Source organism: Kitasatospora arboriphila, from assembly GCF_039528095.1.
Classification (GTDB): domain Bacteria; phylum Actinomycetota; class Actinomycetes; order Streptomycetales; family Streptomycetaceae; genus Kitasatospora; species Kitasatospora arboriphila.
The window spans coordinates 51,953-77,401 of record NZ_BAAALD010000032.1; the positions used below are offsets into that span (position 1 = coordinate 51,953).

Genomic DNA, 25,449 nt, shown 5'->3' on the forward strand with positions numbered 1-25,449 from the left:
CGCGGCCGGTGGCGGCCACCGTGCGTCCCTGCGGCGATTCCACCGCGTCCGGGCGGTGCGGGGCAATCCGCGGCGGGGCGACGGCCCGCGTCGCTCTCAACGGCCCGCTCGGTGTCGGCGGCACGTTGTACGGTGCTCGGTGTGGACATCGCCGATCTCGCAAGGCTGCGCCGGGCACGTGACCGCATGGACCGCGACTACGCGGAGCCGCTGGACGTCCCGGCCCTGGCCCGCGACGCGCTGATGTCGCCGGGCCACTTCTCGCGCAGCTTCCGGGCGGCCTACGGCGAGACGCCGTACAGCTACCTCATGACCCGCCGGATCGAGCGGGCGAAGGCGCTGCTGCGGCGCGGCGACCTGTCGGTGACGGAGGTCTGCATGGCGGTGGGCTGTACGTCGCTGGGCTCGTTCAGTTCGCGGTTCACCGAGCTGGTCGGCGAGAGCCCGAGCGCGTACCGGGCCCGCGACCACGACCCGGGGGCGCCGATCCCTGCGTGCGTCGCCAAGATGCACACCCGGCCGATCAGGAACTGAGAAGCACAATCGGCCGCCGGTCCGTAGCGTGTGGGCCATGGACATCAAGCTTTCGCAGTGCTTCATCGCCGTCGACGACCACGACAAGGCGCTCGCCTTCTACCGCGACGCGCTCGGCCTGGAGGTTCGCAACGACGTCGGCTTCGAGGGGATGCGCTGGGTGACGGTCGGCTCGCCGACCCAGCCGGACGTGGAGATCGTGCTGGAGCCGCCGCTCGCCGACCCGAACGCCTCGGAGGCCGACCGGCAGACGGTGGCCGAGCTGATGGCCAAGGGCATGCTGCGCGGGGTCATCTTCCAGACCGACGACTGCGACGCCACCTTCGAGCGGGTCAGCGCGGCCGGCGCCGAGGTGCTGCAGGAGCCGATGGACCAGCCGTACGGGGTGCGCGACTGCGCCTTCCGCGACCCGTCCGGCAACATGCTGCGCTTCACCCAGCCCCGCACTCGGTAGCACCTGACGCGGCGTGGGCGGCCCGGCGGCCGGAGACGGCACCGCCGGGCCGTCCGCATGCCCGCGGGCCCTCATGGCTTCATGCCTTCATGCCTGCGGGCAACTCGGCTGACGGGTCGTCCGGTCGGGCACTAGGGTGGCCGCATGGTGGAGCCCACGGGCACGGTGGTCCTGATGTGCGGTCTCCCCGGGGCGGGCAAGACCACGTACGCGCGGGCGCTGGTCCGCCGCGGGTACGTCCGGCTGTCGATCGACGAGGTGGTCTGGCAGCGGCTCGGGCAGCGCGACGCCGGCCTGGTGCTGGCGGAGGCGGCGTTCGACGCGCTCAAGGAGGAGGTCCGCCGCGAGCAGCGGCAGGAACTGATCCAGCTGATGCGGGCGCGCCGGAACGTGGTGGTGGACTACAGCTTCTGGAGCCGGGCCGCGCGCGAGGACTACAAGGCGCTGATCGAACAGCACGGCTGCCGCTGGGAGTTGGTCCACCTAAAGGCGGACCGGGCGACGCTGCAACGCCGGCTCGCCGTGCGCAACCGCGAGGTCGGCGCCGATGCCGTCACCGTGGACGAGCGGCTGCTGGCACGCTACCTGTCCGCGTTCGAGGAGCCGGTCGGCGAGGGCGAGCAGGTCCTGCCGCAGCACTGACCGGTCCCCGCCGCGCCACCCCGGCCCGGGTCGGAGGCTGTTGACGCCGTGTCCGGCGGCGGCCGGCGCCACTCCGGGGTGCCGTCGGCCGTGGGGGCGGGCCGGGCGTTCCCCCGCGACGGTGCCGACGGCATGATGCCTCTGTCCCACCGGCCCGGAAGTCCAGGCCGGTCCCCGACCCGTACGCCGACCTGCCGCCGAAAGGGCCCGCTCCGTGACGAGTACCGCCTCGACGCCCTCGACCGCCCCCGACCCCGGCGACGCCCCCGCCCCCGCCGCGTCCCCCAACTCCGCCGCATCCGCCGACGCCGCATCCGCCGACGCCGCATCCGCCGAGGCCGCGCCCGTCGACGCCGCGCAGCGCCGCGTCCTGACCGTCCTGGTCGCCTCCCAGGTGCTCAGCGGGGCGGGCCTCGCCGCGGGGATCACCGTCGGCGCCCTGCTGGCGCAACAGATGCTCGGCTCGGCCGGGCTGGCCGGCCTGCCCAGTGCGCTGTTCACCGCGGGCAGTGCGATCGCCGCGATCGCGGTCAGCCGCGTCTCGGCGGCCCGCGGCCGCCGGCCGGGGCTGGCGCTCGGCTACGCGACCGGCGCGGTCGGCAGCGCCGGGGTGATCGCCGCCGCCGTCGCCGACAGTCCCGTCCTGCTGTTCGCCGCCCTGCTCGTGTACGGCGCGGGGACGGCAACCAACCTGCAGGCCCGCTACGCCGGGGCCGACCTCGCCGCGCCCACCCACCGGGCCCGCGCCGTGTCGACCGTGCTGGTCGCCACCACCCTCGGCGGCATCGCGGGCCCGAACCTGGCCGCACCCACCGGGGACCTCGCGGCGGTCCTCGGCATACCCCGGCTGGCTGGGCCGTTCCTGCTGGCCGGGGCCGCCTACGCGGCGGCGGCCGCCGTCCTCGCGATCGGGTTGCGCCCCGACCCGCTGCTGCTCGCCCGGGAACGCGCCGAGGCCGCCGGTGCGGATGCCGCCGCCGGCCGGGCGGACGCCGTGCAGGAGCCGGCCGCGGGGATCCGGCGCGGTGTGCTGCTCGGCACCTCGGTGATGGTCCTCACCCAGGTCGTCATGGTGGCCGTGATGACCATGACGCCCGTCCACATGCACGACATGGGGCACGGGACCGCGGCCTCGGGGCTGGTGATCGCGATCCACATCGGCGCGATGTACCTGCCGTCGCCGCTGACCGGCCGGCTGGTCGACCGCTACGGGCGGACGGCACTGGCGACGGCCTCCGGTCTGACCCTGCTCGCGGCGGGCGTACTGGCCGCGCTCGCACCCGGCGGGTCCGTCCCGCTGCTGGCGCTGGCGCTGGCCCTGCTCGGTCTGGGCTGGAACTTCGGGCTGGTCGCCGGTACCGCGATCATCACCGACGCGGTGCCGCTGGCGACCCGGGCCCGGACCCAGGGCATGGTCGACGTCGCCATCGCCGTCTCCGGCGCCGCGGGCGGCCTGGCCTCGGGCGCCGTCGTCGACCTCGCCGGCTACCCGGTGCTGGCGCTCGGCGGCGGCCTCCTCGCGGTCGCCGAGGGCCCCGCCGTCGTCCTGACCGCCCGCGGCGGCCCGGTGGTGCGTTAGCCGTACCGATCGCAGGTCCGCAGACGACTGCCGCCGCCGGCAGGGCCCCCCCCGGGGGGGGGGGGGGGGGGGGCGGCAGTCGGAGGATGCGGGCGTCCGCGGACGTCAGCCGGCGAAGGCCTCGACCACGGACCAGACGGCGAGCAGGCCCATGCAGACACCGCCGACGCGCTGGACCATCCGCAGCGGCACCCGCTTGGCGATGAAGCGGCCGACCACCAGGGCGAGGGCGGAGACGCTCATCAGTGCCGCGGCCGAGCCGATCGCGGTGGAGAGCACGCCGTTGGTCGCGGCGAGGTTCGCGGTGGTGATCTGGGTCAGGTCGCCCCACTCGCCGATGAACACGGCCATGAACGCCGCCGTCCACACCGGCCAGAACCCGGTGACCGTCCGGCCGGCCTCGTCCGCGCCGTCCTCGTCTCCGCCGCTGCGCAGCAGCACGAAGGCGCCGAAGGCGAACAGGGCGGCCGAGACCAGCTTCACGGCGACGTTCGGCAGCAGGCCGATCAGGCTTCCGGCGCCCACGGCGATGGCGACGTGGACGATGAAGGCGCTGGAGGCGCCGATCCAGACGTAGAGCGGGCGCATCCGCGTGCCCATGGCGAGGGACGCGAACATCGTCTTGTCGGGGAGTTCGGCGAGGAAGATCAGACCGAAGGCGGTGAGGATCGCCAGGGGGTCGAGGGACATCCGGAGGCTCTCTACTGGGGCCGGGCCGGAGTGTCGGTGCGAACACCCGTCGTGGGTGGTCCGGGAGGACGCCTCGGCCCGGCACGACGAATCGACCCCCGCGGGTGCGGGCGCCGGTCATGCCTTGCCGAAGGTCTCGTCCACCGCACCACCCCGAGGTGCTGCGGCCCGGCGGCCGGGCCGTCCGCTGGTGTGCGGGCGTCCAGTGTGTCGACGTACCGGTGTTTCGGGACTACTCCCCTTCGCACCTCCAGTGTATCGGGCCCGTGCGGGACACCCGCCCCGGGGCGGCCGCGGGGGCCGCGGCCAGTCGACGACCGGGCTGCGGCGCTCCAGCAGGACGACGTCGCGCCTCGGCCGTCCCGACGGCCGCCCGCCCCCCTCGCGGGTGCCGACGACCCGGAAGCCGGCCCTGGCGTGCAGGGCGAGGCCGGCGGTGCTCTCCGGGAAGACGCCGGACTGCACCGTCCGGATGCCGGCCGCGTCGGTGGAGGCGAGCAGCGCCCCCAGCAGGGCGAGGTGCGGGCGGCCGGCACGGGCCATGAGCCCTGGGAGGTGTACGTCGTGAAGGCCTACGCCGACACGCTCACCAAGGGTGCCGACGGCCCGGACGCCTGTTGCGGCACGACCTTCGATGCGGCCGCCGACACCGCCGCCGCGGGCTGCGCCTGCGCCCCCCCCCCCCCCCCCCCGCCCCGCCCCCCCCCCCCCCGGCGGCGCGGCCCGGCGCGGCGGACGGCAGGCTGGAGACGGCGCCCCTTAGGTGAGGCTAACCGCAGTCGGCCCGGGGCCGTCCGCCGCCGCGTCCTCCCGGAGGGTGTCCGATGTCCGGTCCGCAGATCGCCCTGCTCGGCGCCGTCGCGGGTGTCACCGTCTTCCTGGGACTGCCGGTGGCCCGCCTGCGCCGGCCCGCGCCACGTCTGCGCGCCGCGCTGAACGCCGTCGCGATCGGTGTCCTCCTGTTCCTGCTCTGGGACATCCTCGGCGCGGCCTGGGAGCCCACCGACGAGGCGCTGTCCGCGCACCACTGGGGGACGGCGGCACAGAACGGCCTGGTGCTGGCCGCGGGGCTGGCGGTCGGCCTGCTGGGGCTCGTCCGCTACGAACGGTGGGCGGCCCGCCGGAACGCGGCGGCCCCGCCCCGCTCCCCCGGCCCCGGTGCCGCGGCGGCCACCGAACCGGCCGTCGGCGCCCGCTCGCACGCCGCCGGCCTCGCCCTGATGATCGCCACCGGGATCGGCCTGCACAACTTCGCGGAGGGCCTCGCCATCGGCAACTCGGCCGCGCAGGGCGACATCTCGCTCGCCGTCCTGCTGGTGATCGGCTTCGGCCTGCACAACGCGACGGAGGGGTTCGGGATCGTCGCGCCGCTGGCGGCCGCGGGCGAACGGCCGTCCTGGGGCAGCCTGGCGGTGCTCGGGGTGATCGGCGGCGGTCCGACCTTCGTCGGCACCCTGATCGGCCAACGGGTGGTCGACGAGACGGTCGGCGTCGCCTTCCTCGGCCTGGCCGCCGGCTCGATCCTCTACGTGGTGATCGAGCTGCTGGCCGTCGCCCGGCGGGCCGGTACGAAGGAGCTGACCGCCTGGATGATCCTGCTCGGGCTGCTGCTCGGCTTCGGCACCGACGCGGTGCTCGTCGCCGCCGGCGTCTGAGAAGGGTTCGCACGGCCCCGGGGCGGGCCCGTTCGGCAGCCGTACACCGGGGTCGTCTATTGTGCGGCGCGGTCCGACCAGTCCCCGGGGGAGAGAACGATGAGCATGTCGACCGCACCGGCCGGGCCGGCCGGGCTCCAACGGCACCTGGGCCTGTTCGACGCCGTGGTGATCGGCCTCGGGTCGATGATCGGCGCCGGCGTCTTCGCCGCGCTCGCCCGGGCGGCCGAGGCCGGTCTCCGCCGCGCCCGCCGCGGCGGCCGCGCCCACCGGCCCCTGGCTGCTGCCCGGCCTCGCCCTCGCCGGGGCGGTGGCGTACTGCAACGCCACCTCCTCCGCCCGCCTGGCCGCCCGTTACCCGGCCTCGGGCGGCACCTACGTGTACGGCCGCGAGCGGCTCGGGCCGTTCTGGGGGTACCTGGCCGGCTGGGCGTTCGTGGTCGGCAAGACCGCGTCCTGCGCGGCGATGGCGCTGACGGCGGGTGCCTACCTGTGGCCCGCGCAGGCGCACGCCGTGGCGGTGGCGGCCGTGGTGGCGCTGACCGCGGTGAACTACGTCGGGGTGCAGAAGGCCGCCCGGCTGACCCGGGCGATCGTCGCCGTCGTGCTGGCGGTGCTGGCCGCGGTGGTGACGGCCTGCCTGTCCGGCGGCACCGCCGGTCCCGCCCACTGGGCGGTCGGCGCGGACGCCGGGCCGCACGGCGTGCTGCAGGCGGCGGGCCTGCTGTTCTTCGCCTTCGCCGGCTACGCGCGGATCGCCACCCTCGGCGAGGAGGTGCGCGACCCCGCCCGGACCATCCCCCGGGCCGTCACCCTCGCCCTGGCGGTCACGCTCGTCGTCTACACCCTGGTCGCCCTGGCCGCCCTGGCGGCGCTCGGCCCGGACGCTCTCGCCGCCACCACCGCCCCGCTCGCGGACGCCGTCCGGGCGGCGGGCGCCCCCGGACTCGTCCCGGTCGTCCGGGCGGGTGCGGCCGTCGCCGCGCTCGGCTCCCTGCTGGCCCTGATCCTCGGCGTCTCCCGCACCACCCTCGCGATGGCCCGCGACCGGCACCTGCCGCACGCACTGGCCGCCGTCCACCCGCGCTTCCACGTCCCGCACCGCGCCGAACTCGCCGTGGGCACGGTGGTCGCCGTCCTCGCCGCCACGGCGGACGTCCGCGGCGCGATCGGCTTCTCCTCCTTCGGCGTGCTCGTCTACTACGCCATCGCCAACGCCTCCGCACTCACCCTCGCCCCGGCCGAGGGCCGCCCGCCGCGCGCCGTCCCGCTGGTCGGCGCCGCCGGCTGCCTGGTCCTGGCCTTCGCCCTGCCGGCCGCCTCGGTCCTGCAGGGCGCCGCGGGGCTCGCCGCCCTCGAGGCGACCACCGAGCACGAGGAGCGCCCTTCCCCCTCCCGCCCCCCTCGCTCCTGGCGGGCCCCGCGGTGCTCGCCGCCGGCGCCGTCGCCTTCGGCCTGCGCCGCCGCCTCACCCGCGGCTGACCACGCCCCACGGCCCGCGACTCAGGGCCGGCCGAGGCAGAGGGTGTAGTCGGTACGGCCGCGCCGCAGCACGAGCGAGGCCTCCGAACCGCGCACGGCGGCGCAGACGCCCGGATCGACCGCGTCGAAGCGGGCGACGACCCGGAAGTCCGCCTCACGGTCGGTGCAGTCGACGACCGCGGCCCCGGGCAGGGCCGACTCCGCGTCACGGTGGATGCAGTCACCGACGGCCGCGTAGTCCGTGCTGGTGGTGGCGTCCCAGGCGAAGGCGCCGACGATCAGGGCCGGGATCAGGAGCCCGAGGAGCTCGACGCGCAGGAGCAGCGGCCGGCCGGGGCTCAGTGGTGCACGGCTCGTCCCCGGGACGGGGACCGGGACCGGCAGTCGGCGGATCCGCCGCAGGTTCAGCAGGTTGATGAGCAGCACCACCGGGTTGACGGCCAGTGAGAAGATGCCCGTCCAGCCCTGCCAGAGCGTGCGCGCGGTCAGGCTCCGGTGCACCGCCGTCCCGCAGTTGCGGCAGAACGGGCCCTCGGCCTTGGGGAAGCGCATCAGCAGGAAGAAGGCCTGGTGCCCGCGGAAGGTCGCCTCGGCAGCTGGCCCGGACCCGCAGACCTCGCAGCGCGGCACGGCACGGGAGGGATCCGTCGGCGTCGTCTCGGCCGTACGGGCGGCCGGTCCGGGAACGTGCGGAGGTATCTGACGGCTCACTCGGCGGCTCCCCTCGGGTCCGGGATGCGGGTGAGGAGTTCGCGGGCGGCCCGGGTGAGGCGGGCGTGGGTCTCGGCGGTGGAGGGGCCTGGCGGGCGGGGGCTCCAGAGGGCCCGAACCGCGTCCAGCATGGGGGTCAGTTCCTCGTGGGCGCCGTGGACTTCGACGATGTCGTCGATGATCAGGGCGGCGCCCTCGGCGGGGTCGAGGCGGCCGGCGGCGATCTCGGCGGCCCACCAGCGGGCGAGCAGCAGGCCGCCGGGTCCGCCGTCGGCGGGCGGCAGGCCGAAGCCGAGTTCGTCGGTGACCCGGCCGAACAGCTCCGCGGCGAGGTCGCGTTCGACGGTGAGCAGTTCGGCGAGCGGTGCGAGTGAGGGGGCGTCCACCCCGGCCCACAGGGCGCGGTCGGCCGCGCGGATCAGCTGCGCCGTGCTGCCGCGGCGGCCGTCGGCCCACCGGTGGGCGACGGTACGCAGTTCCTCCACCGCCTCGGCCGTGGTCCGCGGTTCGCTCGTGGTCATCCCGGCATGCTGTCATGCGCCACGGACCGTCCGTGCCGGAGGGTGGTCGGCGGAATCGTGCGTGCGGGTGGTGGCGGGCGCAGGTTCCGTGCGGTTCCGGTGGGCGGGGCGTCCCGCGGGGGGACCATTCGGGGACCGTCTACCCCGGAGGAGTGGCCATGTCGGCTCCCGTTCATCCGTCCGCGCTGCGCGAGTCGGCCGAAGGGCTGCGGCCCGGTCTGGTGGAGCTGCGGCGGGCGCTGCACCGCGAGCCCGAGATCGGGCTCGATCTGCCGCTGACCCGGGCGCGGGTGCTGGCCGCCCTGGAGGGGCTGCCGCTGGAGGTGACCCTCGGTGAGAAGCTGAGTTCGGTGACGGCGGTGCTGCGCGGCGGCCGTCCGGGCCCGGCGGTGCTGCTGCGTGCCGATCTGGACGCCCTGCCGGTGCAGGAGGCGGCCGAACTGCCGTACGCCTCGCAGGTGCCGGGGGTGATGCACGCCTGCGGCCACGACCTGCACACCGCCGCGCTGGTGGGCGCGGCCCGGCTGCTGGCCGAGCGGCGGGAGGAGTTGGCGGGCAGCGTGGTGTTCATGTTCCAGCCGGGCGAGGAGGGCGGGGGCGGGGCCGCGCTGATGGTCGACGAGGGGGTGCTGGACGCGGCCGGGGAGCGGGTGGTGGCGGCGTACGCGCTGCACGTGGGTGCGGCGCTGCTGCCGGGCGGCTGGGTGGCGAGCCGGCCGGGGCCGATCATGGCGGCCTCGGACACGCTCCGGGTGACGGTGCGGGGCCGCGGCGGTCACGGGTCGAGTCCGCACCTGGCGCTGGACCCCGTCCCGGCGGCCTGCGAGGCGGTGCTCGCGCTGCAGACGATGGTGACCCGGCGGTTCGACGCGTTCGACCCGGTGGTGGTGACGGTGGGCACCTTCCACGCGGGGACGGTGGAGAACGTGATCCCGGACGAGGCGGTGTTCGCGGCGACGGTCCGTTCCTTCTCGCCGGAGGCGCGCGAGCGGGTGGTCGAGGAGGCGGTGCGGGTGGTGCGGGGTGTCGGCGAGGCGCACGGCATGGAGGTGACGGCGGTCGTCGAGCCGGGCTATCCGGTGACGGTGAACGACGCCGCGGAGGCGGCCTTCGCCGCGGACACCGCCCGGCGGTTGCTCGGTGACGACCGGTACGTGGAGATGCCGCGTCCGGTGGCGGGCTCGGAGGACTTCGGTGTGCTGGCGCAGCTGGTGCCGGGGGCGTACCTGATGCTCGGTGCCTGCCCGCCCGGGCGCGACCCGTTCACGGCGGCGTACAACCACTCGGCGCAGGCCGAGTTCGACGACGCGGTGCTGCCGGACGCGGCGGCCCTGCTGGCGGCGCTGGTGCTCGGCCGGCTGGAGCGCGGCTGACCGCGGCTGCTCGGCGCGTGCCGTGGCCCGTCGGGCCGCCCGGGATCACTCCGCGGGCGGGCCGGCGGGCCACGGGTCGATGGGGACGTAGCCGTGCGCCCGGCCGTCCGGGGTGAGCAGCCGGCCGACGAGTTTGACGGTGCGCAGGGTCACCAGCCGGTCGCGGACCCGCAGCCGGTCGAAGCGCCGGGCGAGTTCCTCCTCCAGCCGCCGCAGTTCCGGAAGCCGGCGGACCATCAGGTAGAGCGCGAGGTTGGCCCGGCCGACGGTCACCGCGCACATCCGGGCCTGCGGCAGGCCGGCCAGCCAGCCGGCGGCCTCCTCCAGCCGGGCGGGCGGCACCTCCAGCCAGAGCAGCACGGCGAGCGGGTTGCCGGTGACCCTCGGGGAGGCGTCGCAGCGCAGCACCAGCCGTCCGGAGTCGCGGAGTTCGGCGAGCCGGCGGCGGACGGTGGTGGCGGGCAGGCCGGTCCGTTCGGCGAGTTCGGCGTACGGCATGCGCCCGTCGCCGCCGAGGGCCTGCATCAGGGCGAGGTCCTCCTCGATCTGCCGGCCGCCGCGGGGGCTGCGGAGCTCGCCGGGCGGTTCGGCGATCGCGCGGCGCTGTTCGGCGTCGAGGGCGCCGCCGCTCCACCGGCTGCCCTCGCGGACGGTCCGTTCGACGAGGGACGTCCGGGTGCGCCCGATCCCGGGCACGGCGCAGAGCTGTTCCAGCAGGTGCCCGGCGAGGGCGGCCGGGTCGGCGGCGCCGACGGTGAGCAGCAGGTCGGCGCTGCCGGTGACGACCTCGATCGAGGCGATCTGCGGGTGCCCGGACAGGGCGTGGGCGACCTCGGCGACCCGGCCGGAGGAGCACTCGACCTCGACCAGGGCGGTGAGGCCGCGGCCGATCCGGTCCGCCGACGGGTAGCAGGTGACCCAGGCGTCGCCGTCCGCCTCCAGCTTGGCCCAGCGGCGGGAGAGGGTCGCCGGGTCGACGCCGAGCGGTCCCGCCAGCCGGGACCAGGGGGCCCGCGGGTCCACCCGCAGCGCGTCCACCAGGGCCAGGTCCAGCTCGTCGATCATGGCCGATCCTTGCGCGGGGAGGGCCGCAGGTGCGAAATCGTGCGGCTCGGGCTCGTGGACCCCCAGGTTAGCCATCCTTACGGCCACCCCCACCGCCCCTCCGGCCCCCACGGATGTGCCCATGACCGAGACCGTCCCCCTTGCGGTCACCCCCGTCCGGACGGCCGTCCGGGCGACCGTCCCGCTGCTCGTCCTGGTGGAGTTCGCCAGCGGCGTCCTGCAGGGCGGCTTCCCGATCCTGCTGCCGCGTCTCGGTGAGCAGCTGCACCTCGACGCCGGTGACCTGAGCCTCGCGCTCGGCGTCGAGTTCCTGGTGTCCGGCGTCGCGGTGCCGCTCACCTCCCGGCTGGGCGACCTGCACGGCCACCGGCTGCTGCTGCGCGTCACCGTGCTGCTGACCCTGCTCGGCGCCGCGTGCACGGCGCTCGCCCCGGACCTGCCGCTGCTGCTCCTCGGGCGTGCCCTGTCCGGGTTCCTGGCCTGCTGGCTGCCGCTGGAGTTCGCGATCCTGCGCGACGGCCTCGGCGAGGAGCGCGGCGGCCGGGCGGTCGGCCCGCTGGTCGGCTCGCTCACCGTCGGCTCGACCCTCGGCGCGCTCGCCGTCGGCGGCCTCGGCACGAGCGACGACGCCACCCGTCCGCTGCTGTGGGCGCTCGCGGTGCTGCCGCTGCTCGCACTGCCGGTGGTGTGGTGGCTCGTCCCGGACTCGCGGACCCGGGCGCAGGGCCGGATCGACTGGCCCGGCGCGGCGCTGCTCTCCCTCGGTCTGACCCTGCTGCTGGCCGGCCTCGGCGGCAGTGCCGTGCTGCCGGGCGCCGCGGCCGTGCTGCTGCTGGTGCTCGGGCCGGTGCTGCTGGCGCTGTTCGTCCGGCACGAACTGCGCACCGACCGGCCGATGGTGGACGTCCGGTTGCTGGCCCGGCGCGCCACGGCGCCGGTCTTCGCGCTCAGCTTCCTGCTGGGCTGCGCCCTGTACGGCGCGCAGGGCCCGACCCTGGCCTTCGAGGCGGCGGACCCGACGGAGACCGGCTACGGCCTCGGCGCGGTGCCGCTGCAGCTGGGTCTGCTGTACCTGCCGCAGACCGTGGCCGCGATGGCCGGTGCGGTCGTCGCCGACCGGCTGGCCCGCCGGTACGGCGCAGCGGGCGTCCTCGCGGTGGGCTTCGGGCTGTGCGCCGCCGGCTATGCGGCGATCGCGGCGGGGCACCACGCTTTCTGGCAGTTCGCCGTTCCCGGTGCGGTCTGCGGGTTCGGCGCCGGGCTGGGTCTGAGCCTGCTGCCGGGTCTGCTGATGCGGCGTCTCCCCCGCGACCAGACGGGGATCGGCACCGGTGTCTACAACACCCTCAAGTCGCTGGCGGGCGCCGCCGCGGGCGCGGGGGCGGCCGCCGTGCTGGACGCCCTGCTGCTGCGGCAGGGCGTCCCGCGGGAGGGCGCGTACACGGCGGTCTGGACGGTCTGCGCACTGGCCTGCGCCCTCGGCACCCCGATCGCCCTGGCCCTGCGCCCGCGGGTCCGGTAGCCAAGGGCGTGCGGGTCCACCGCTCAGGGGCGCGTGGGGCACCTGGGGTGACCGCCCGATCGAGAGTTCGGTACGGCTTCCTGCGCCCCTGGGGTCCTCTTCGGTCAGGCCGGGTGGCAGTAGCGGCGGACGAGTTCCTCGTGGTCGGGGAAGCGGCGCAGTAGGTCCTCGACCCGGCCGAGGGTCATGTCGGCGTAGTCGAAGCCGGGCACCACGGCCTCGCTGATCAGGCCGTGGTCGCCGGCCGTGAGGTGGGAGGCCTTCCAGACGCCGCCCGGGACGGCGAGCGTGAGGAGGTGGCCGCGGCCCGGGTCCTGGCCGAGGACGGCGCTCTCGTAGCGGCCGTCGGGGTGGAGCAGGTGGTAGGTGATCGGGTCGCCGTGGTGGTGGAAGTGCAGGATGTCGGAACGGTTGAGGTGCCAGTGCCCGATCGGCGACCAGTGCGTCAGCAGGTAGTGGATGGCGGTCACGGCGAACCGTTCGCCGGCCGGGGTCCGCACCGTGGGCCGGTGGTCGGCCTGGTAGGTGCGCCGGAAGTAGCCGCCCTCCACGTGCGGTTCCAGACCGAGTGAGTCGATCCATTGCTGCGCCGTCGGCATGGCGTCCCTTCGTTCGGCGGGTCGGTGACCGGGGGTCATCCCTCGGGCACCTCGACGATGACCAGTGTGCCGTGGCTGCCGGGGCGGACGGCGTGCCGCGCTCCGGCGGGGACCCAGGCCAGGCCGCCCGGGCCGACGGTGGTTTCGGCGCCGTCCACGACGAGTTCGAGCCGGCCGTCGAGGACCAGCAGGGCTTCGGCGGTGGGGTGGTGTTCGATGGCGAGCGGCTGCCCGTCCATCCGGAGGACCTTCACGGCGGCGCTGCCCACGTGCCCGAGCAGACGGGAGCTCCAGGCGTCGGGCAGCGCGGCGGCCGCCGCGGCCAGGTCGACGGGCGTCGGGGCGACAGCCACCGGGGCGACGGGCATCGGGTGGTCGGGCATCGGGTGGTCGGGGCTCGGGTGGTCGGGGGTCGGGTCGATCGCGGTCACGGCAGGCCTCCTCGGCGGCACGCCCCCGTGCGGGGCGTCCGATGCGGTTTTCGGGGTTGCCTGGAACCTATCCGGACGGGCGGGGCCGTTGGTCGACCGTTCGGTAAAACTTCGCGGGGCCGAGGGGGCGTCAGTCCGCCACCGCGCCGCAGGTGATGTTGACCGAGGCCGCGGTGATGCTGGCGGCTCCGTCCGAGGCGAGGAAGGCGGCGACCCGGCCGACGTCCGCGAGGTTCGCGGCGCGGCCGAGCATGGTCCTGCCGACGATCATCTCGGTGATCGCGTCGCGGGCCGGATCGGAGGCCGGGACGGTCTCGGGGATGCCGCCGGTGTGCAGGGTCACCACGCGGATGCCGTGCGGGCCGAGTTCGGCGGCGAGCTGGCGGCGCAGGGTGCCGGTCGCCTCCAGGGCCACCTGGAAGCCGCCGATGAAGTAGTCGCGGATCGGGTCGTGGCCGCCGTCGCCGCCGAGGTTGAGGATCACCCCGGACCGCTGCGGGATCATGTGCCGGGCGGCGGCCCGTGCGGTGAGGAACATCGACCGGACGGCGTTCACCACCGGCCGTTCGAAGTCCTCCAGCGACATGCCGGCCAGCGGGGTGCCGTGCACGTCGCCGTAGGAGATCAGGTCGAAGGAGATGTCGATCCCGCCGAACCGTTCGGCGACCGCGTCGGCGTGCCGGTCGACGGCGGTCTCGTCGAGCGCGTCCACGACCGCCGTCTCGGCCGCGCCGCCGGCCGCGCGGATCTCCTCGGCCACCCGGTCCAGCCGGGCCTGCGTCCGGCCGGCCAGGTGGACCCGGGCGCCCTCCTCGGCGAACGCCCGCGCCACGGCGCCGCCGATCGCACCGCCGCCGCCGTAGATCACGGCGTTCCTGTTCTCCAGCAGCACCCGTGTCCTCCTCCTGGCCGTCCCCTCCAGGGAACCGGCCCGGCGGCGGCCCGCGCGGCATCCCGGCGCGGCGCGTCCGGGTGAACCGGCGGCCGCGCGCCCCCGGATGCTAGCCACCGATACCGGGTGCTAGCTATGCTGTCGGGCATGGTGAAGCAGACCAACATCCGACTGGACGACGGGATCCGGGCGGCGGCCGAGGAGCGGGCCAAGCGCCGGGGCCTGAGCCTGCAGGGCTACGTCGCCGACCTGATCGAGCAGGACGTCAACGAGTCCCGGGCGGCGTTCCTGTCCGGCGCCCAGGCGTTCCTGGCCGCGTACGCCGACGCCTTCGAGGAGGAGTTCGGCGAGGACCGCTACCCCGGCGAGCCCGCCCACGGTGCCGCACACGGCTCGCACGGCACGCACGAGGCCCACGGCCCGCACGACGCACCGGGGTACGCCGCGTGAACCTCAGGGTCGACCTCGCCTGGATCCTCGCGCTGGCGCAGGAGATCCCCGGCGACCCGCAGATCGTGGACTACGGCGTGCCGATCGCCGCGGAGGCGCGGCACCGCGCCGAGGTCCTCTCCCGCGAGGTCTACCCGGAGCCGCACCACAAGGCGGCCGCGCTGCTGTGCGAGCTCGCGCGCAACCCCTGCCTGGAGGTGCGCAACCTGCTGTACGCGGCCGCCGTCACCGCGGCCTACCTCTGCGCGTGCAACCTGCCGGTGAAGCCCGGGCTCGACACGGTGCTCCCGCTCGCACGGGCGGCCCGGGAGGGGCTGCCCGTGCGCGAGGTGGCCGCACGGCTCAGGACGTGGACGGCCTGACACCCGCGACGGGCCGCCCGCCCGGTCAGCAGGTCCGGCGGGCGGCCGCGGTGCCGCTCAGTGCCAGTTGCTGATCTGGACGTCGCGCGGGGCGGGGTCGCCCGTGCCGGTCTCGACGTACTTCTTGAGGCTCAGCAGGTAGCTCGCCCACTTGGTGCTGCAGTGGTACATGAACTCGACCGGCTCCCGCCAGCCCAGGTGCCGGAACAGGACGATGGTGCAGTCGTCCTCCTGCTTGAGCTCGAAGCGGACCTGGGTGCCGATCCACTCCTCGGGGCCGTCGACGACCTCCCAGAGCACCCGCTCGGCGGGCTTCGTCTCCAGGACCTTCATGTCGAATCCGCCGGGCAGGAAGCGGAACCGGGCCACGCCGCCGACCTCGCTGTCGCCGGTGGTGTCCTCCGTCCACCAGCCCGCCAGCCCGTCGATCGTGGTGAGGGCGTCGTAGACGGCCTCGGGGGACGACGTGACGCCGATCCTGTGCAGGATGTCGAACATGTCGGCACCTCGTTTCGGTGTGGGCGCCCGGTGTTCGGGCGCGATCGGACCGCGCCGCCGCGGACGGGCGGCGCCTCGTGGGTGAGGGGCTCAGCCCTCCTGGCTGCGGTGGATGGCTTCGGCGATCCGCTTGATCCGGCTGAGCCGGGCGTCCCAGGCGGCCCCGACGGAGGACAGCTGGGCGACGGCGCGGGCGAGTTGGGCCTCGTCCACCTCGTAGCGGCGCTCCCGGCCGGACGGGGTGGCGTGGACCAGGCCGACCCGGTCGAGCACGCCGAGGTGCTTGGCGACGGCCTGCCGGGTGACGGGCAGCCGGCCGCTCAGCGTGGTCGCCGTTCCGCCGCCCTCGGTGAGCAGCAGGTCGAGCATGCGCCGGCGTATCGGGTCGCCGACCGCCGACCAGAGCTCGTCGTCGATGACGGCGTTCACGGCGCGGCCACCAGCCGGTCGAGGTAGCCGACCAGACGGGGCAGGAAGTGGTTCCAGCCGCTGTCGTGGTCGCGGTAGGCCTCCTCCAGCACGGCGGCCTCCCAGCCCCGCTCCCGGAACCCGGACTCGCTGAAGCGCAGCAGCGTGCCCGCGCCGGCGGGCACCAGGTCGAAGGTGACCAGCAGGGAGTTGCCGGGCGCGGGGGCCTCGGGGCCGTCGTACACCCAGCGGAAGGAGAACCGGCGGGGCGGGTCGGCCTCCACCACGGTGAGCTGCTCGACCTTGGCGTCCGGCGAGGAGCCGTCCCCGAAGGTGATGACGCCGGTCCCGCCGGGCACCGGCTTCAGCTCGGCCTCGTCGGGCCACCACTCCCGCAGGTGCTCCGGGGTGCTGATGACCTCGTAGACCACCTCGGGCGGGGCGTCCACCTGGATCTCCCGCTCGATGCTGCCGTACTCCTCCATGCCGCCGCTCCTTCCATTCGCAACCTTTGGTTGCAGATAACCCTACGACGACCCCGGCGAATACGCAACCATTGGTTGCTTGATTCGGGTGCCGGGGTCGGCGGGGCGGCGGGGTCGACGGGGCTGCGGCCCGGACTCAGGCGGTGACCTTGCCGGCGGCGACCAGGGCGGTCAGCGCGGTCCGCTGGACGTAGGCCAGCAGGCCGACGGTGATGCCCGCCATCACCAGGGCCATCAGGACGTGGCCGAGCGCGGAGGTCAGGGCGAGGCCGAGGACGCCCAGCAGGACGTGGGTGCCGATCCGCAGGCCCACCAGCGCGAACGCCACCTTGCGGGTGCCCTTGCCGCGCCAGAGCAGCTTGGCGAGCTTCAGCCGCCGGCGCAGCAGGGTGAGCGAGACGGTGATGTTGACCGCCGCGAGGACGACCAGGGCGGGCCAGGCGGACGGGAAGGCCCGCAGCAGGTCGAAGGCGCCGGCGAGGACGCCCTCGAACCCGAAGAACCAGGCGGGCAGCCGCATCTCGCCGACCGTGGGCAGCACCTCGGCGGCCGCACCGGCGCCGGCAGCGGTGCCGGTCGTTGTGGTGGTGTCGGTGGCGGTGCTCTGCATGGCGTCCCCCGTGGTGTCGTCCCCCGCCGGGGCCGTTCGCCCCCGCGATGATCACCACTCTCCCAGGGCGGCCCGCCCGCGGGTAGCGACGGTGTGTCAGCAAGGGGACGTGACAGATGTCATGGCCGCCCCGCGGCACGGCGCAGGCAGGATGCGGCCGTGCCGACAGGTGCGCGGCGGGCCCGGGCGCACCGCCCCGGGACCGCCGCGCACCCGTCGCCGTGGACGTCCGGCCGGTCAGCTGCCGATCGACTCCCGCTCCGGCACGGAGGCGGCGACCGGCGCCGGGTACGGCGCGCTGCGCCGGGTCGGCACCGCGAGCGCCGCGACCGCGGCCGCCAGGCAGAACACCGCCAGCAGGGTGAACCCGTGGGTGTAGTCGGCCTCGTAGGGGCGGCCGCTCGCCTGCAGGTGGCCGGTCACCAGTCCGGTCATCAGGGCCGCGCCCATCGAGCCGCCGATGGTGCGGATGTTGGCGTTCATGCCGGTCGCCGCGCCGGTCTGCTCGGGCGGCACGCTCTGCACGACCAGGTTGCTCATCGAGGCGAAGGCCAGGCCGATGCCGAGTCCGAAGACTCCCGCGGCGAGGGCGACGTCCGAGGGCGCCTGGTGCCGGACGGCGAGCAGCGCACAGGCGGCGGCACCGAGCAGGGCCCCGGTGACGAGCTGCGCCTTGGCCGGGAAGCGTCCGGCCAGCCGGCCGCTGAGGAGTCCGGAGACGAACATCGCGACCAGCATCGGCAGCATCAGCAGCCCGGCGCCGGTGACGCTGGAGCCGAATCCGTAGCCGGCGGAGGCCGGGGTCTGGACGAAGCCGGGGAGGAAGGCCCACACCGCGTACATGCCGCCGCTGAAGAGCAGCGCCGCGGCGTTGGTGGTCCGGACGGCGGGCAGCCGCATCACGCGCATGTCGATCAGCGGGTTCCGGGAGCGGGTCTCGCCGACGGCCCAGAGCGCGAAGAGGACGGCGGCGGCGACGAGCAGGCCGATCACCGGGGTGGAGCCCCAGCCCCACTTCGCCGCCTGGCTGACGGGGAGCAGCAGGGCGACCAGCCAGCCGGAGAGCAGCACCGAGGACAGCCAGTTGACGCTGCCTTCGCTGCGGTGCGGCGACTCGGGGACGTAGCGGTGGGCGAGCAGGGCCGTGGCGGCGACGACGATGACGGGGAACCAGAACAGCCAGCGGTAGTCCAGGGCGCCGACGATCGGGCCGGCCAGGACCATGCCGAGGCCGCTGCCGACCGCGATCACGGCGGACAGGTTGCTGATGCCGGCGGGCACCCGGCCGGCCGGGAACTCGTCGCGGATGATGCCGAAGGAGAGCGGGAAGAGCGCACCGGCGATGCCCTGGAGCACGCGGGCGACGATCAGCACGGTGATGTTCGGGGCGAGGGCGGCGACCAGGCAGCCGATCAGCAGGGCGACGAGGGCCGCGACCAGCGTGCGCTTCTTGCCGACCATGTCGCCGACCCGGCCGAGGATCGGCGTGAAGACGGAGGCGGAGAGCAGGTAGGCGGTCATCACCCAGGTGACCGTGGACTGCGAGGTGTGCATCGCGGACTGGACGATCGGCAGCGCGGGCGTGATCAGCGACTGGAGCAGCGCGAACACACCGGCACCGGTGGCGAGGACGCCGAAGGTGAGGCGATGGGACTGGCGGTTCATCGAACCTTCTCGGGACTCGGGGACTCGGACGTCGTGGCGCGGGGTACTGCGGTGCGACGACCACGGGAACGGCTGTGGGTACGGCCGCGGGAACGGACGTGCAAGTACGGACGTGCAAGTGCGGATATGCGGTACGGACGTGCCGTACGGCGGCGTGCGGGCGGCCGACAGGACACGGGACGGGGACGGCCGGCCGTTGACGGCAGGCCGAAGCGGAGGCCCCGGTGCTAAAGTCGAGGCATGCCTCCACATTAGCGGAGGTACCCCTCCGGTTCAATCCGGGCGTCGAAACGAGGTCACCGTGCCGGACCAGATCGTGGTGAGCGAGTTCCTCGCCGCCCAGCGCCCGCGCCGGGCCGACGCCGCGCGGAACTTCGACGCGCTGCTCGTGGCCGCCCGCGAGGCCTTCGCCGAACACGGCGCCGACGCCTCCCTGGAGGACATCGCCCGCCGGGCCGGGGTCGGCATCGGCACCCTCTACCGCAACTTCCCCACCCGCCGGCACCTCTTCGAGGCGGTGTACGCCAACGAGGTCGACGACCTCGGACGGGTCGCCGCCGAGGTCTCCGGCGAACCGCCGTGGCAGGCCCTGGCCGCCTGGCTGCGCCGCTTCGTCGACTACGCCATGACCAAGCGCGCGATCCGCGAAGCACTCGAGGGCGAGGAGACCGACGTCTTCCTGGCCTGCCGCCAGTCCATGTACGACGCCGGCACGCCCCTGCTGCTGCGGGCCCAGGAGGCCGGCGAGGTGCGCACGGACATGAGCATCGACGACCTGCTGCGCCTGGTCTCCGGCATCACCTCGGTGGCGTTCCCCGACGAGGAGCAGCGCGACAGGGTGCTCGGCATCGCCCTGGACGGCGTCCGCACCAAGGCCTGAGCCGCACCGGTCCCCGAGCCGGTCCGCGGGCCGGTCCTTCACCTCCGGACCGGCGGGCGGCGCCCCGCGGGTGAAGGATCGGCGGGAGGGCGGGCGCCCGTCGGCGCGGGAACAGCCCGGACGGCGCTCCACCCGCTATCCAGGGTTCATGTCGCTTTCGCACCCCGGCCCTCCCGGGCCCATCCGCCGCTCCCCCGCCCGACCGGCCCCGGCGCCACGGACGGCGAACCGGCAGGCAGCGGCGCGCAGGACGGCGACCCGGCGGGCGGGAACGGCGGGGGCAGCGACCGGCGGTGCGGCATGCCGGTGAGGAGACCCGGGGGCGGACGGCCCGACCGCCGCACGGCGGACGGTACCGGGGCGCCGCCCGGGCTGCGGCACCTCTCCGACTACGCGTGGCGGCTGCTGGTCGTCGCCGCGGCCGGGTACCTGGTGCTGGCGGTGCTGGGGAAGTTCCACCTGATCACACTGGCCGGGTTCCTCGCGCTGGTGATCACCTCGGTCGTGCGGCCCCTGGTCGACCTGGGCGCCCGGGTCCTCCCCCGCCCGCTCGCGGTGCTGGCCGGGCTGGCGGTGGCGCTGCTCGTCCCGGCCGGGCTGCTGGCCCTGATCGGCGAGACCGTCGCGAACGACCTGTCCAGTCTGACCAACGAGTTCCAGGGCGGCCTGGACCGGCTGGAGAGGGCCCTCGAGGGCTCCCCCTTCCACATCGCCCACGAGACCTTCGACGATCTCCAGAAGAAGGTCACCGACTTCCTCTCCGAGCACCGCTCGACCCTGATCAGCACCGCCGTCAGCGGCGCCGGGCGGGTCGTCGAGGTGGCGACCGGCGCGGCGCTCGCGCTCTTCATGTCGGTGTTCTTCCTGCACTCCGGCGAGCGGATGTGGCGGTGGACCGCGGGCCTGCTGCCCGCCGCGGCCGGCGACCACCTCGACCGGGGCGGCCGCGCCGCCTGGAGCACCTTCGCGGGCTACACCCGCGGCATCTTCATCGTCGCGGCCAGCAACGCCGCGATGGTCGGCATCGCCCTCTACCTGCTGCGGGTGCCGCTGGCCCTGCCGCTGACGGTGCTCGAGTTCTTCGCCTCCTTCGTCCCGCTGGTCGGCTCGCCGATCGCCATGCTGGTCGCCTCCCTGGTGGCGCTGGCGGCCCGCGGCCCGGTGATCGCGATCGTGGTGCTGCTGCTGATCGTGGTGATCGGCCAGATCGAGGGCCATCTGCTGCACCCGCTGGTGATGAGCTGGGCGGTCAGCCTGCACCCGGTGGTGGTCGCCGTCTCGGTGCTGGCGGGCAGCATCGCGGCCGGGGTGATCGGCGCCGTGGTCGCCGTCCCGGCGGTGTCGGTGGCCTGGTCGGTGTACGCCGAGCTGCGCACCCCGCGGCCCGCGGCGCCGCAGCCGAAGGCCGACACCTGAAGGCCCACGCCCGAAGCCGTCCGCCGGACTGACCCCGGGCCGCCGCTACCCGCCGTCCGTCTGGGCCCGCTCGGCGAAGACCTGCAGGGCGATCCGGTAGCCGTCGAACGCCCGGGCCGCGCCGGCGTAGGCCTCCAGGTGGATGAAGACCTCGACGATCTCCTCGGCGGTGACGCCGTTGTTGAGCGCGATGCGGAGCTGGCCGCGCAGCGGTTCGAGCGTGCCCAGCGCGGCGGCGATCGTCACGGAGACGAGGGCTCGCGCACGGGTGTCGAGGACGTCCGTCCGCGGCCAGGAGTCGCCGAAGGTGTGGACCGTCGCGAGCCGCTTGAAGTCGGCGCCGTTGTCGGGCTCGCCGGCGCCGCGCACCAGGAACCGCTCCAGCCGCATCCCGAGCAGCTCCTCGGCCGCGTCGAGCGCGGCGGCGTACCGCTCCTGCTCCCTCTGCCCCTGCGCCTCGTCCCCCTGCCCGTCGCCCCTCTGATCGTCGCCCCTCTGCCCGTCGTCCCTCTGATCGTCGTCGCGGTCGGCCATGGCGCGTTCCCTCCGGAGCGGTGCACGGTGCTCCGGGCCCGTGGTGGCGGCCGGGTTGAGACGGCGCTCACGGAACGGAGCGTGGCGGGCCTTCGACGGACTGCCGAACCGCGGCCCGCGGACCGGTGAGGGTGCTCACACGCCCCGGGCCGCCACGACGGTGCGTCGTAGTCGGCCGCGGACCGGTGCCCCGGCTCCGGCCGTCGCCCGTCGGGGGTGCCCGCCCGCCCGGCCGCCCGGCGGTGGACCGGCCGGCGGGCCGGTCCCGGCGGACGGCACGGGGTACCGCCCGGGGGTGTATTCCCGGTCCTCGCCGAGGGGCGTTGCTACGACGGCAGGTCGTATCAGGGGGGTCTTGGCGGTGGCCCCGGCGGTCTGGCAGCTTGGGGCGAGTCGTCAGGCCGCACCGGCACCTGTCCCGCCGGGTGCGGCTCTCCGCCGAGTCCCGCCCTCGACCCCGTGGCCCCTGTCCGGCCCGGGGACGTCAGCGGGCGGGACACCGGCCCAACCCGATTGAGGTCTTGTTCTACATGCCCGCTTTCAAGCTTCGTATGCGCACTTCTGCTGCTCTTCTCGCCGGTGCCGCCGGTGTCACCGCGCTGGGCGCCGGCCTGATGCCCTCCACCGCCTCCGCCGCGACCCAGTCGCCGCAGGCCATCGCCGCGCAGGTCGTTCCCGCGAACCAGCTGGCCTCGTTCAACCAGATCATCAGCCACGAGTCGAGCTGGAACGTCCACGCGACGAACCCGAGCTCCGGCGCCTACGGCCTGGGCCAGGCCCTGCCGGGCTCCAAGATGGCCTCCGCCGGCGCCGACTGGAAGACCAACCCGAAGACCCAGATCAAGTGGGCCTACGACTACATGAACTCGCGCTACGGCAGCCCGAACGCCGCCTGGTCCTTCTGGCAGACCCACCACTGGTACTGAGCCGACCCCTCGGCACCGCACCAGCCCCGTCCGGCACCGCACGACCGTTCCCGCACCGCCCCGGCGGCCGGACAGGGACCTCCGGGGCACCCGCAAGGGGGCCCGGCGCACCGCGCCGGGCCCCCTTCGGGCTGTCCGGACACGCACGGAGCTCTTCGGGCACCGCCGCGCGCGGGTCACCCCGGCCAGTCTGCGGGCGATGCCTCCTGGTCGTTCCCCCGCACCCACACGATCGAGACGCCGAGCACCCTCCGCATCACCGCGAATCCGCCCTCCCACCCCCCGGGGAGGCGCAGCCGGCCCCGCCGGATCACGCCGCTCGCCAGCCGCGCGTCGCCCGCCTGGAGGGTGCCCGTCCAGCTCGGCAGGCCGATGCTCGGGACGCTCCCGGTCAGCTCGGCCTCGACCGGGATCTCCCGGTCGTCGGCGAGCAGCAGCGCGGGGCCCCGGTACACCGGCGAACTCATGCCACCGACTCTGCTCGCGCCGTTCGGCGCGTGCAAATCCGGCCCGTCCCGGCTGCCCCGCAGGCGGAAAACCGGGTGACCTCCGCGGCCGTGGATCGACAGAATCCTGCCCATGGCGTTGACGCAGCAGCTGGCGAGGGTGAGCCCCGCGTACCTCGACCGGTGCCGCCGGGCCGCGGCCGGCTCCCCCGACGGCGATCCGCGGTGGGACCCGCCGGCCGGCGACCTGCTCGACCTGGACTGGGCGCTCTGGGGCCTGCTGCGGCACCTCCGCGCGGTGGAGGCCGCGCCGGAGCCCGTCGCCCTCCTCGACCGCAGCATCTCCGGCGACGACGCGGCCGCCGTCGCCTTCCTCGACCACCTCGAGGTGTACGACCGCTTCGGCGACCCGCCGACCCTGCTGACCCCGGACGCCGTGGCCGAGGTGGCCGGCCGGCTCGACGCGGTCGACACCGCCGCGATGCTCGCCCGGCTGCCGTCCGACCCGGACGAGGCCGCCGAGTCCTGCGGCTTCGGCAGGTTCCACGGCGACCTCGCCGCCCACCTGGCCCACCACCTCGACGCGCTCCGCTCCTTCTACCGCGAGGCGGCGGCCCGCGGTCTCGCCGTGGTGACCTGGGTCGACTGACCGGCCGGGTGCGCGGTCAGACCGCCAGGGCGGCGCGCAGCGCGGCGAACCCGTCGGCGAGTTCGGTGGCGTCGGCGGGGTTGATCTCCATCTGCAGGTGGCACACCTCGTCGTCGCCGTTGGGCGTCAGCCACGCGAAGAAGGCGAACCGTTCACCGACGGGTTCGGCCGTCAGCGTCAGCGGATTGTTGCGGCCGGGAGTCACCCGCGCCGAGAACCGGGCGCCCGTCGGGACGCTCAGCCGCGCGACCATCCCGTCGGCGAACTCCGCGACCTCCTCCACGGTGAGGAAGGCGGTGAAGTCGGCGGTGAGCGACGAGTACCAGCTCGCGGTGACCCGCCAGTCCTCCCCTTCGGTGTGGACCATCTCCAGCCACGTTCCGCCGCCACCGAGGTACATCCGCGGCACGTCCACGTCACTCTCCCGTCTTCACGTCCTGGGTCGGTGGTCCCGCCCGGGCGGCCCACCGACCCGGATCCTGCCACCGGGCACCGACAGGGCCGGGCACCGGTCCTCAGGGCGCGCCCGCCGAGGTGAGGATGTGGTCGATCAGTTCCAGGGCCGGCGGGAGGTCCTGCGGCCGGCGGTCGCGGGCGCAGCCGGCCGCTCCGCGGACGACGGCGACCAGGGCGGCCACCGCGGTCAGCTCCTCGGGGGTCAGCCGGCCGCCGCGGCGGTGGGCGATCAGCGATCCCTCCGGGCTCGTGTGCACGTCGAGCAGGCGGCCGAGCGCCGTCATCCGTTCGCCGTCCAGGCCGGGCAGGACCTCCTCGAAGCCCACCAGCACCACGGCCACCGCCTCGGCGAGCGCGCGCAGTGCGCTGCCCGCCTCGGTGTCGGGCCGGGTGGCCGTCAGTCCGTCCAGCCAGTCGACCGCGCGCAGCCCGCACCGCCGGGCTTCGGCGAGCACGCTGCGCCCGGCGTCGTCCGGCGTCCGCGGCCCCGGCACCGTGGGCACCGCGCCGAACCTGGTCACGATCGGCGCCCGCCCGCCCTGCACACCCGTCATGGCGGCCAGTCTGCCCGAATCGGCGCGCGCCGGATCCTGCTTCCGGCCGGCTTGAGGTTCCCCCGGGGGAAGGTCCTAGGGTCTGGGCATGGTGGACGGCCCGGAGTTGCTCACGGTCGGTCAGCTGGCCCGTCGGGCCGGGCTGACCGCGAAGGCCCTGCGTCACTACGACCGGGTGGGCCTGCTGCGGCCCGAGGTGGTCGATCCCGGCACGGGGTACCGCTACTACGGCGCCGGGCAGGTCGCGCAGGCGCGTCTCGTCCGGCTGCTCCGCTCCGTGGACGTTCCGCTGGAGCAGGTGCGGCTGTGCCTGGCCGATCCGGACGCCGAGTCCGTGACGGCCCGGGTGCTGGCCGGGCACCGGCTCCGGCTGCGGGCCCGGCTGGACCGCATCCGGGGCGACCTCCACCGCATCGACCATCTCCTCCAGGACGGAGTCGCCAGAGCCATGACCGACAGTGCTGCGCAGCCCGCCGCCACCGCGCCCGACGACGGCGGGCGCCGACTCGCCGTCGACCTGTTCAACGGCGTGTGGCGCCTGCTGGAGAAGGAGGACCGCACGGTGGAGGAGGACGACCGGATGCTGCACATGGCGCACGCCTCCCGGCACCACTGGGGCGAGGTCGGACAGCCGGTGAACCTCGGTCGCGGCGAGTGGCAGTGCTCGCGGGTCTACAGCGTGCTGGGCCGCGGCGAGCCGGCGATCCACCACGCCGCCCGCAGCCTGGCGATCTGCCGCGAGCACGGTATCGGCGACTGGGACCTCGCCTTCGCGTACGAGGCCCTGGCCCGCGCCCACGCGGTGGCCGGGGACGCCGCGCAGGCCCGGGCCTGGACGGAGCGGGCGCTGGCCGCCGCCGAGGACATAGCCGAGGACGACGACCGCGAGCTGGTGCTCACCGACCTGGAGTCCGTGCCGCACCAGCCGCGCTTCTGGTGATCCCCGGGGTGGGCGGCGCG

The 25,449-nt window shown here is 75.2% G+C and carries 30 protein-coding genes and 1 pseudogene; 15 read left to right on the plus strand and 16 right to left on the minus strand.

Annotated features, from left to right (window positions below):
• Positions 1–141 precede the first annotated feature (141 nt).
• The 4 genes from ABD353_RS18125 to ABD353_RS18140 all read left to right on the plus strand — a co-directional run bounded on the left by ABD353_RS18125 (position 142) and on the right by ABD353_RS18140 (position 3,209).
• Positions 142–534, plus strand: a complete 393-nt coding sequence (locus tag ABD353_RS18125; RefSeq protein WP_344624657.1) for a helix-turn-helix transcriptional regulator — start codon at positions 142–144, stop codon at positions 532–534.
• A gap of 37 nt (positions 535–571) precedes the next feature.
• Positions 572–988, plus strand: a complete 417-nt coding sequence (locus tag ABD353_RS18130) for a VOC family protein (protein WP_344624658.1) — start codon at positions 572–574, stop codon at positions 986–988.
• A gap of 144 nt (positions 989–1,132) precedes the next feature.
• A complete protein-coding gene (locus ABD353_RS18135; protein WP_344624659.1) occupies positions 1,133–1,630 on the plus strand; it encodes a P-loop nucleotide/nucleoside kinase family protein in 498 nt (165 codons plus the stop codon).
• Between the two features lie 370 nt (positions 1,631–2,000).
• Positions 2,001–3,209, plus strand: coding sequence for an MFS transporter (locus tag ABD353_RS18140; protein WP_344624689.1), 1,209 nt, complete (start codon positions 2,001–2,003; stop codon positions 3,207–3,209).
• 105 nt (positions 3,210–3,314) lie between these two features.
• Here the strand turns inward: ABD353_RS18140 and ABD353_RS18145 are convergent, their stop codons facing one another.
• Complete coding sequence (locus tag ABD353_RS18145) at positions 3,315–3,899, minus strand: TMEM165/GDT1 family protein (protein ID WP_344624660.1); 585 nt, start codon at positions 3,897–3,899, stop codon at positions 3,315–3,317.
• An 824-nt stretch (positions 3,900–4,723) separates the two neighbouring features.
• Between ABD353_RS18145 and ABD353_RS18155 the strand changes: the two genes are divergently transcribed.
• Together ABD353_RS18155 and ABD353_RS18160 are read left to right on the plus strand one after the other, a co-directional pair.
• Positions 4,724–5,554, plus strand: coding sequence for a ZIP family metal transporter (locus ABD353_RS18155; protein WP_344624661.1), 831 nt, complete (start codon positions 4,724–4,726; stop codon positions 5,552–5,554).
• Between the two features lie 99 nt (positions 5,555–5,653).
• Positions 5,654–6,905: pseudogene (locus tag ABD353_RS18160) on the plus strand (APC family permease); the annotation flags it as partial.
• 152 nt (positions 6,906–7,057) lie between these two features.
• On the opposite strand, the gene ABD353_RS18165 reads toward ABD353_RS18160, so the two are convergent.
• Positions 7,058–7,747 carry an LppU/SCO3897 family protein gene (locus ABD353_RS18165; protein ID WP_344624662.1) on the minus strand — a complete coding sequence of 230 codons (690 nt, stop codon included), beginning with the start codon at positions 7,745–7,747 and terminating at the stop codon, positions 7,058–7,060.
• Positions 7,744–8,268, minus strand: a complete 525-nt coding sequence (locus tag ABD353_RS18170; protein ID WP_344624663.1) for a hypothetical protein — start codon at positions 8,266–8,268, stop codon at positions 7,744–7,746. Before ABD353_RS18170 ends, ABD353_RS18165 begins: the two co-directional genes overlap by 4 nt.
• A 158-nt stretch (positions 8,269–8,426) precedes the next feature.
• Between ABD353_RS18170 and ABD353_RS18175 the strand changes: the two genes are divergently transcribed.
• A complete protein-coding gene (locus ABD353_RS18175; RefSeq protein ID WP_344624664.1) occupies positions 8,427–9,641 on the plus strand; it encodes a M20 metallopeptidase family protein in 1,215 nt (404 codons plus the stop codon).
• A gap of 45 nt (positions 9,642–9,686) precedes the next feature.
• Here the strand turns inward: ABD353_RS18175 and ABD353_RS18180 are convergent, their stop codons facing one another.
• On the minus strand, positions 9,687–10,706 hold the full coding sequence (locus tag ABD353_RS18180) for an Lrp/AsnC family transcriptional regulator (RefSeq protein WP_344624665.1): 1,020 nt from the start codon (positions 10,704–10,706) through the stop codon (positions 9,687–9,689).
• Between the two features lie 121 nt (positions 10,707–10,827).
• Here ABD353_RS18180 and ABD353_RS18185 point away from each other — a divergent pair, with 121 nt between their 5' ends.
• The gene (locus tag ABD353_RS18185) at positions 10,828–12,228 is read left to right on the plus strand and encodes an MFS transporter (protein ID WP_344624666.1); all 1,401 of its coding nucleotides are present in this window, start codon (positions 10,828–10,830) and stop codon (positions 12,226–12,228) included.
• Positions 12,229–12,332: 104 nt separating this feature from the next.
• Here the strand turns inward: ABD353_RS18185 and ABD353_RS18190 are convergent, their stop codons facing one another.
• The 3 genes from ABD353_RS18190 to ABD353_RS18200 all read right to left on the minus strand — a co-directional run bounded on the left by ABD353_RS18190 (position 12,333) and on the right by ABD353_RS18200 (position 14,150).
• On the minus strand, positions 12,333–12,866 hold the full coding sequence (locus ABD353_RS18190) for a cupin domain-containing protein (RefSeq protein WP_344624667.1): 534 nt from the start codon (positions 12,864–12,866) through the stop codon (positions 12,333–12,335).
• Positions 12,863–13,258: a cupin domain-containing protein gene (locus tag ABD353_RS18195; protein WP_344624668.1), complete on the minus strand. Its 396-nt coding sequence runs from the start codon at positions 13,256–13,258 to the stop codon at positions 12,863–12,865. The genes ABD353_RS18190 and ABD353_RS18195 overlap by 4 nt, the downstream gene beginning before the upstream one ends.
• Before the next feature lie 130 nt (positions 13,259–13,388).
• Positions 13,389–14,150, minus strand: coding sequence for an SDR family NAD(P)-dependent oxidoreductase (locus ABD353_RS18200; protein WP_344624669.1), 762 nt, complete (start codon positions 14,148–14,150; stop codon positions 13,389–13,391).
• A 147-nt stretch (positions 14,151–14,297) separates the two neighbouring features.
• Here ABD353_RS18200 and ABD353_RS18205 point away from each other — a divergent pair, with 147 nt between their 5' ends.
• Together ABD353_RS18205 and ABD353_RS18210 are read left to right on the plus strand one after the other, a co-directional pair.
• Positions 14,298–14,600 (plus strand): hypothetical protein, encoded by a 303-nt coding sequence (locus tag ABD353_RS18205; protein WP_344624670.1) that lies wholly within the window; start codon positions 14,298–14,300, stop codon positions 14,598–14,600.
• Positions 14,597–14,962, plus strand: coding sequence for a hypothetical protein (locus ABD353_RS18210; RefSeq protein ID WP_344624671.1), 366 nt, complete (start codon positions 14,597–14,599; stop codon positions 14,960–14,962). The genes ABD353_RS18205 and ABD353_RS18210 overlap by 4 nt, the downstream gene beginning before the upstream one ends.
• 57 nt (positions 14,963–15,019) lie before the next feature.
• On the opposite strand, the gene ABD353_RS18215 is transcribed toward ABD353_RS18210, so the two are convergent.
• From ABD353_RS18215 to ABD353_RS18235, 5 genes are all read right to left on the minus strand, one after another.
• Entirely contained in the window at positions 15,020–15,460 is a 441-nt protein-coding gene (locus ABD353_RS18215) for an SRPBCC family protein (protein ID WP_344624672.1), read from the minus strand.
• Between the two features lie 90 nt (positions 15,461–15,550).
• Positions 15,551–15,889: an ArsR/SmtB family transcription factor gene (locus ABD353_RS18220; protein WP_344624673.1), complete on the minus strand. Its 339-nt coding sequence runs from the start codon at positions 15,887–15,889 to the stop codon at positions 15,551–15,553.
• Positions 15,886–16,353, minus strand: a complete 468-nt coding sequence (locus ABD353_RS18225; RefSeq protein WP_344624674.1) for an SRPBCC family protein — start codon at positions 16,351–16,353, stop codon at positions 15,886–15,888. Before ABD353_RS18225 ends, ABD353_RS18220 begins: the two co-directional genes overlap by 4 nt.
• A 136-nt stretch (positions 16,354–16,489) precedes the next feature.
• Entirely contained in the window at positions 16,490–16,963 is a 474-nt protein-coding gene (locus tag ABD353_RS18230) for a hypothetical protein (RefSeq protein ID WP_344624675.1), read from the minus strand.
• A 237-nt stretch (positions 16,964–17,200) separates the two neighbouring features.
• Positions 17,201–18,628 carry an MFS transporter gene (locus ABD353_RS18235; RefSeq protein WP_344624676.1) on the minus strand — a complete coding sequence of 476 codons (1,428 nt, stop codon included), beginning with the start codon at positions 18,626–18,628 and terminating at the stop codon, positions 17,201–17,203.
• Between the two features lie 301 nt (positions 18,629–18,929).
• Between ABD353_RS18235 and ABD353_RS18240 the strand changes: the two genes are divergently transcribed.
• Both ABD353_RS18240 and ABD353_RS18245 read left to right on the plus strand, forming a co-directional pair.
• Entirely contained in the window at positions 18,930–19,508 is a 579-nt protein-coding gene (locus tag ABD353_RS18240; protein WP_344624677.1) for a TetR/AcrR family transcriptional regulator, read from the plus strand.
• A gap of 300 nt (positions 19,509–19,808) precedes the next feature.
• Complete coding sequence (locus ABD353_RS18245) at positions 19,809–20,924, plus strand: AI-2E family transporter (RefSeq protein WP_425555183.1); 1,116 nt, start codon at positions 19,809–19,811, stop codon at positions 20,922–20,924.
• Positions 20,925–20,969: 45 nt separating this feature from the next.
• Here the strand turns inward: ABD353_RS18245 and ABD353_RS18250 are convergent, their stop codons facing one another.
• Entirely contained in the window at positions 20,970–21,458 is a 489-nt protein-coding gene (locus tag ABD353_RS18250) for a carboxymuconolactone decarboxylase family protein (RefSeq protein ID WP_344624679.1), read from the minus strand.
• Positions 21,459–21,988: 530 nt separating this feature from the next.
• Between ABD353_RS18250 and ABD353_RS18255 the strand changes: the two genes are divergently transcribed.
• Entirely contained in the window at positions 21,989–22,384 is a 396-nt protein-coding gene (locus ABD353_RS18255; RefSeq protein WP_344624680.1) for an aggregation-promoting factor C-terminal-like domain-containing protein, read from the plus strand.
• Positions 22,385–22,560: 176 nt separating this feature from the next.
• Here ABD353_RS18255 and ABD353_RS18260 read toward each other — a convergent pair whose 3' ends face one another.
• A complete protein-coding gene (locus ABD353_RS18260; RefSeq protein ID WP_344624681.1) occupies positions 22,561–22,851 on the minus strand; it encodes a hypothetical protein in 291 nt (96 codons plus the stop codon).
• A 112-nt stretch (positions 22,852–22,963) separates the two neighbouring features.
• Between ABD353_RS18260 and ABD353_RS18265 the strand changes: the two genes are divergently transcribed.
• Complete coding sequence (locus ABD353_RS18265) at positions 22,964–23,479, plus strand: DUF1877 family protein (protein WP_344624682.1); 516 nt, start codon at positions 22,964–22,966, stop codon at positions 23,477–23,479.
• A 16-nt stretch (positions 23,480–23,495) separates the two neighbouring features.
• Here ABD353_RS18265 and ABD353_RS18270 read toward each other — a convergent pair whose 3' ends face one another.
• Positions 23,496–23,894, minus strand: a complete 399-nt coding sequence (locus ABD353_RS18270) for a hypothetical protein (RefSeq protein WP_344624683.1) — start codon at positions 23,892–23,894, stop codon at positions 23,496–23,498.
• 100 nt (positions 23,895–23,994) lie between these two features.
• On the minus strand, positions 23,995–24,489 hold the full coding sequence (locus ABD353_RS18275) for a hypothetical protein (RefSeq protein WP_344624684.1): 495 nt from the start codon (positions 24,487–24,489) through the stop codon (positions 23,995–23,997).
• An 88-nt stretch (positions 24,490–24,577) separates the two neighbouring features.
• On the opposite strand from ABD353_RS18275, the gene ABD353_RS18280 reads away from it, so the two are divergent.
• Complete coding sequence (locus tag ABD353_RS18280; RefSeq protein ID WP_344624685.1) at positions 24,578–25,429, plus strand: MerR family transcriptional regulator; 852 nt, start codon at positions 24,578–24,580, stop codon at positions 25,427–25,429.
• The last annotated feature ends 20 nt before the right edge of the window (positions 25,430–25,449 follow it).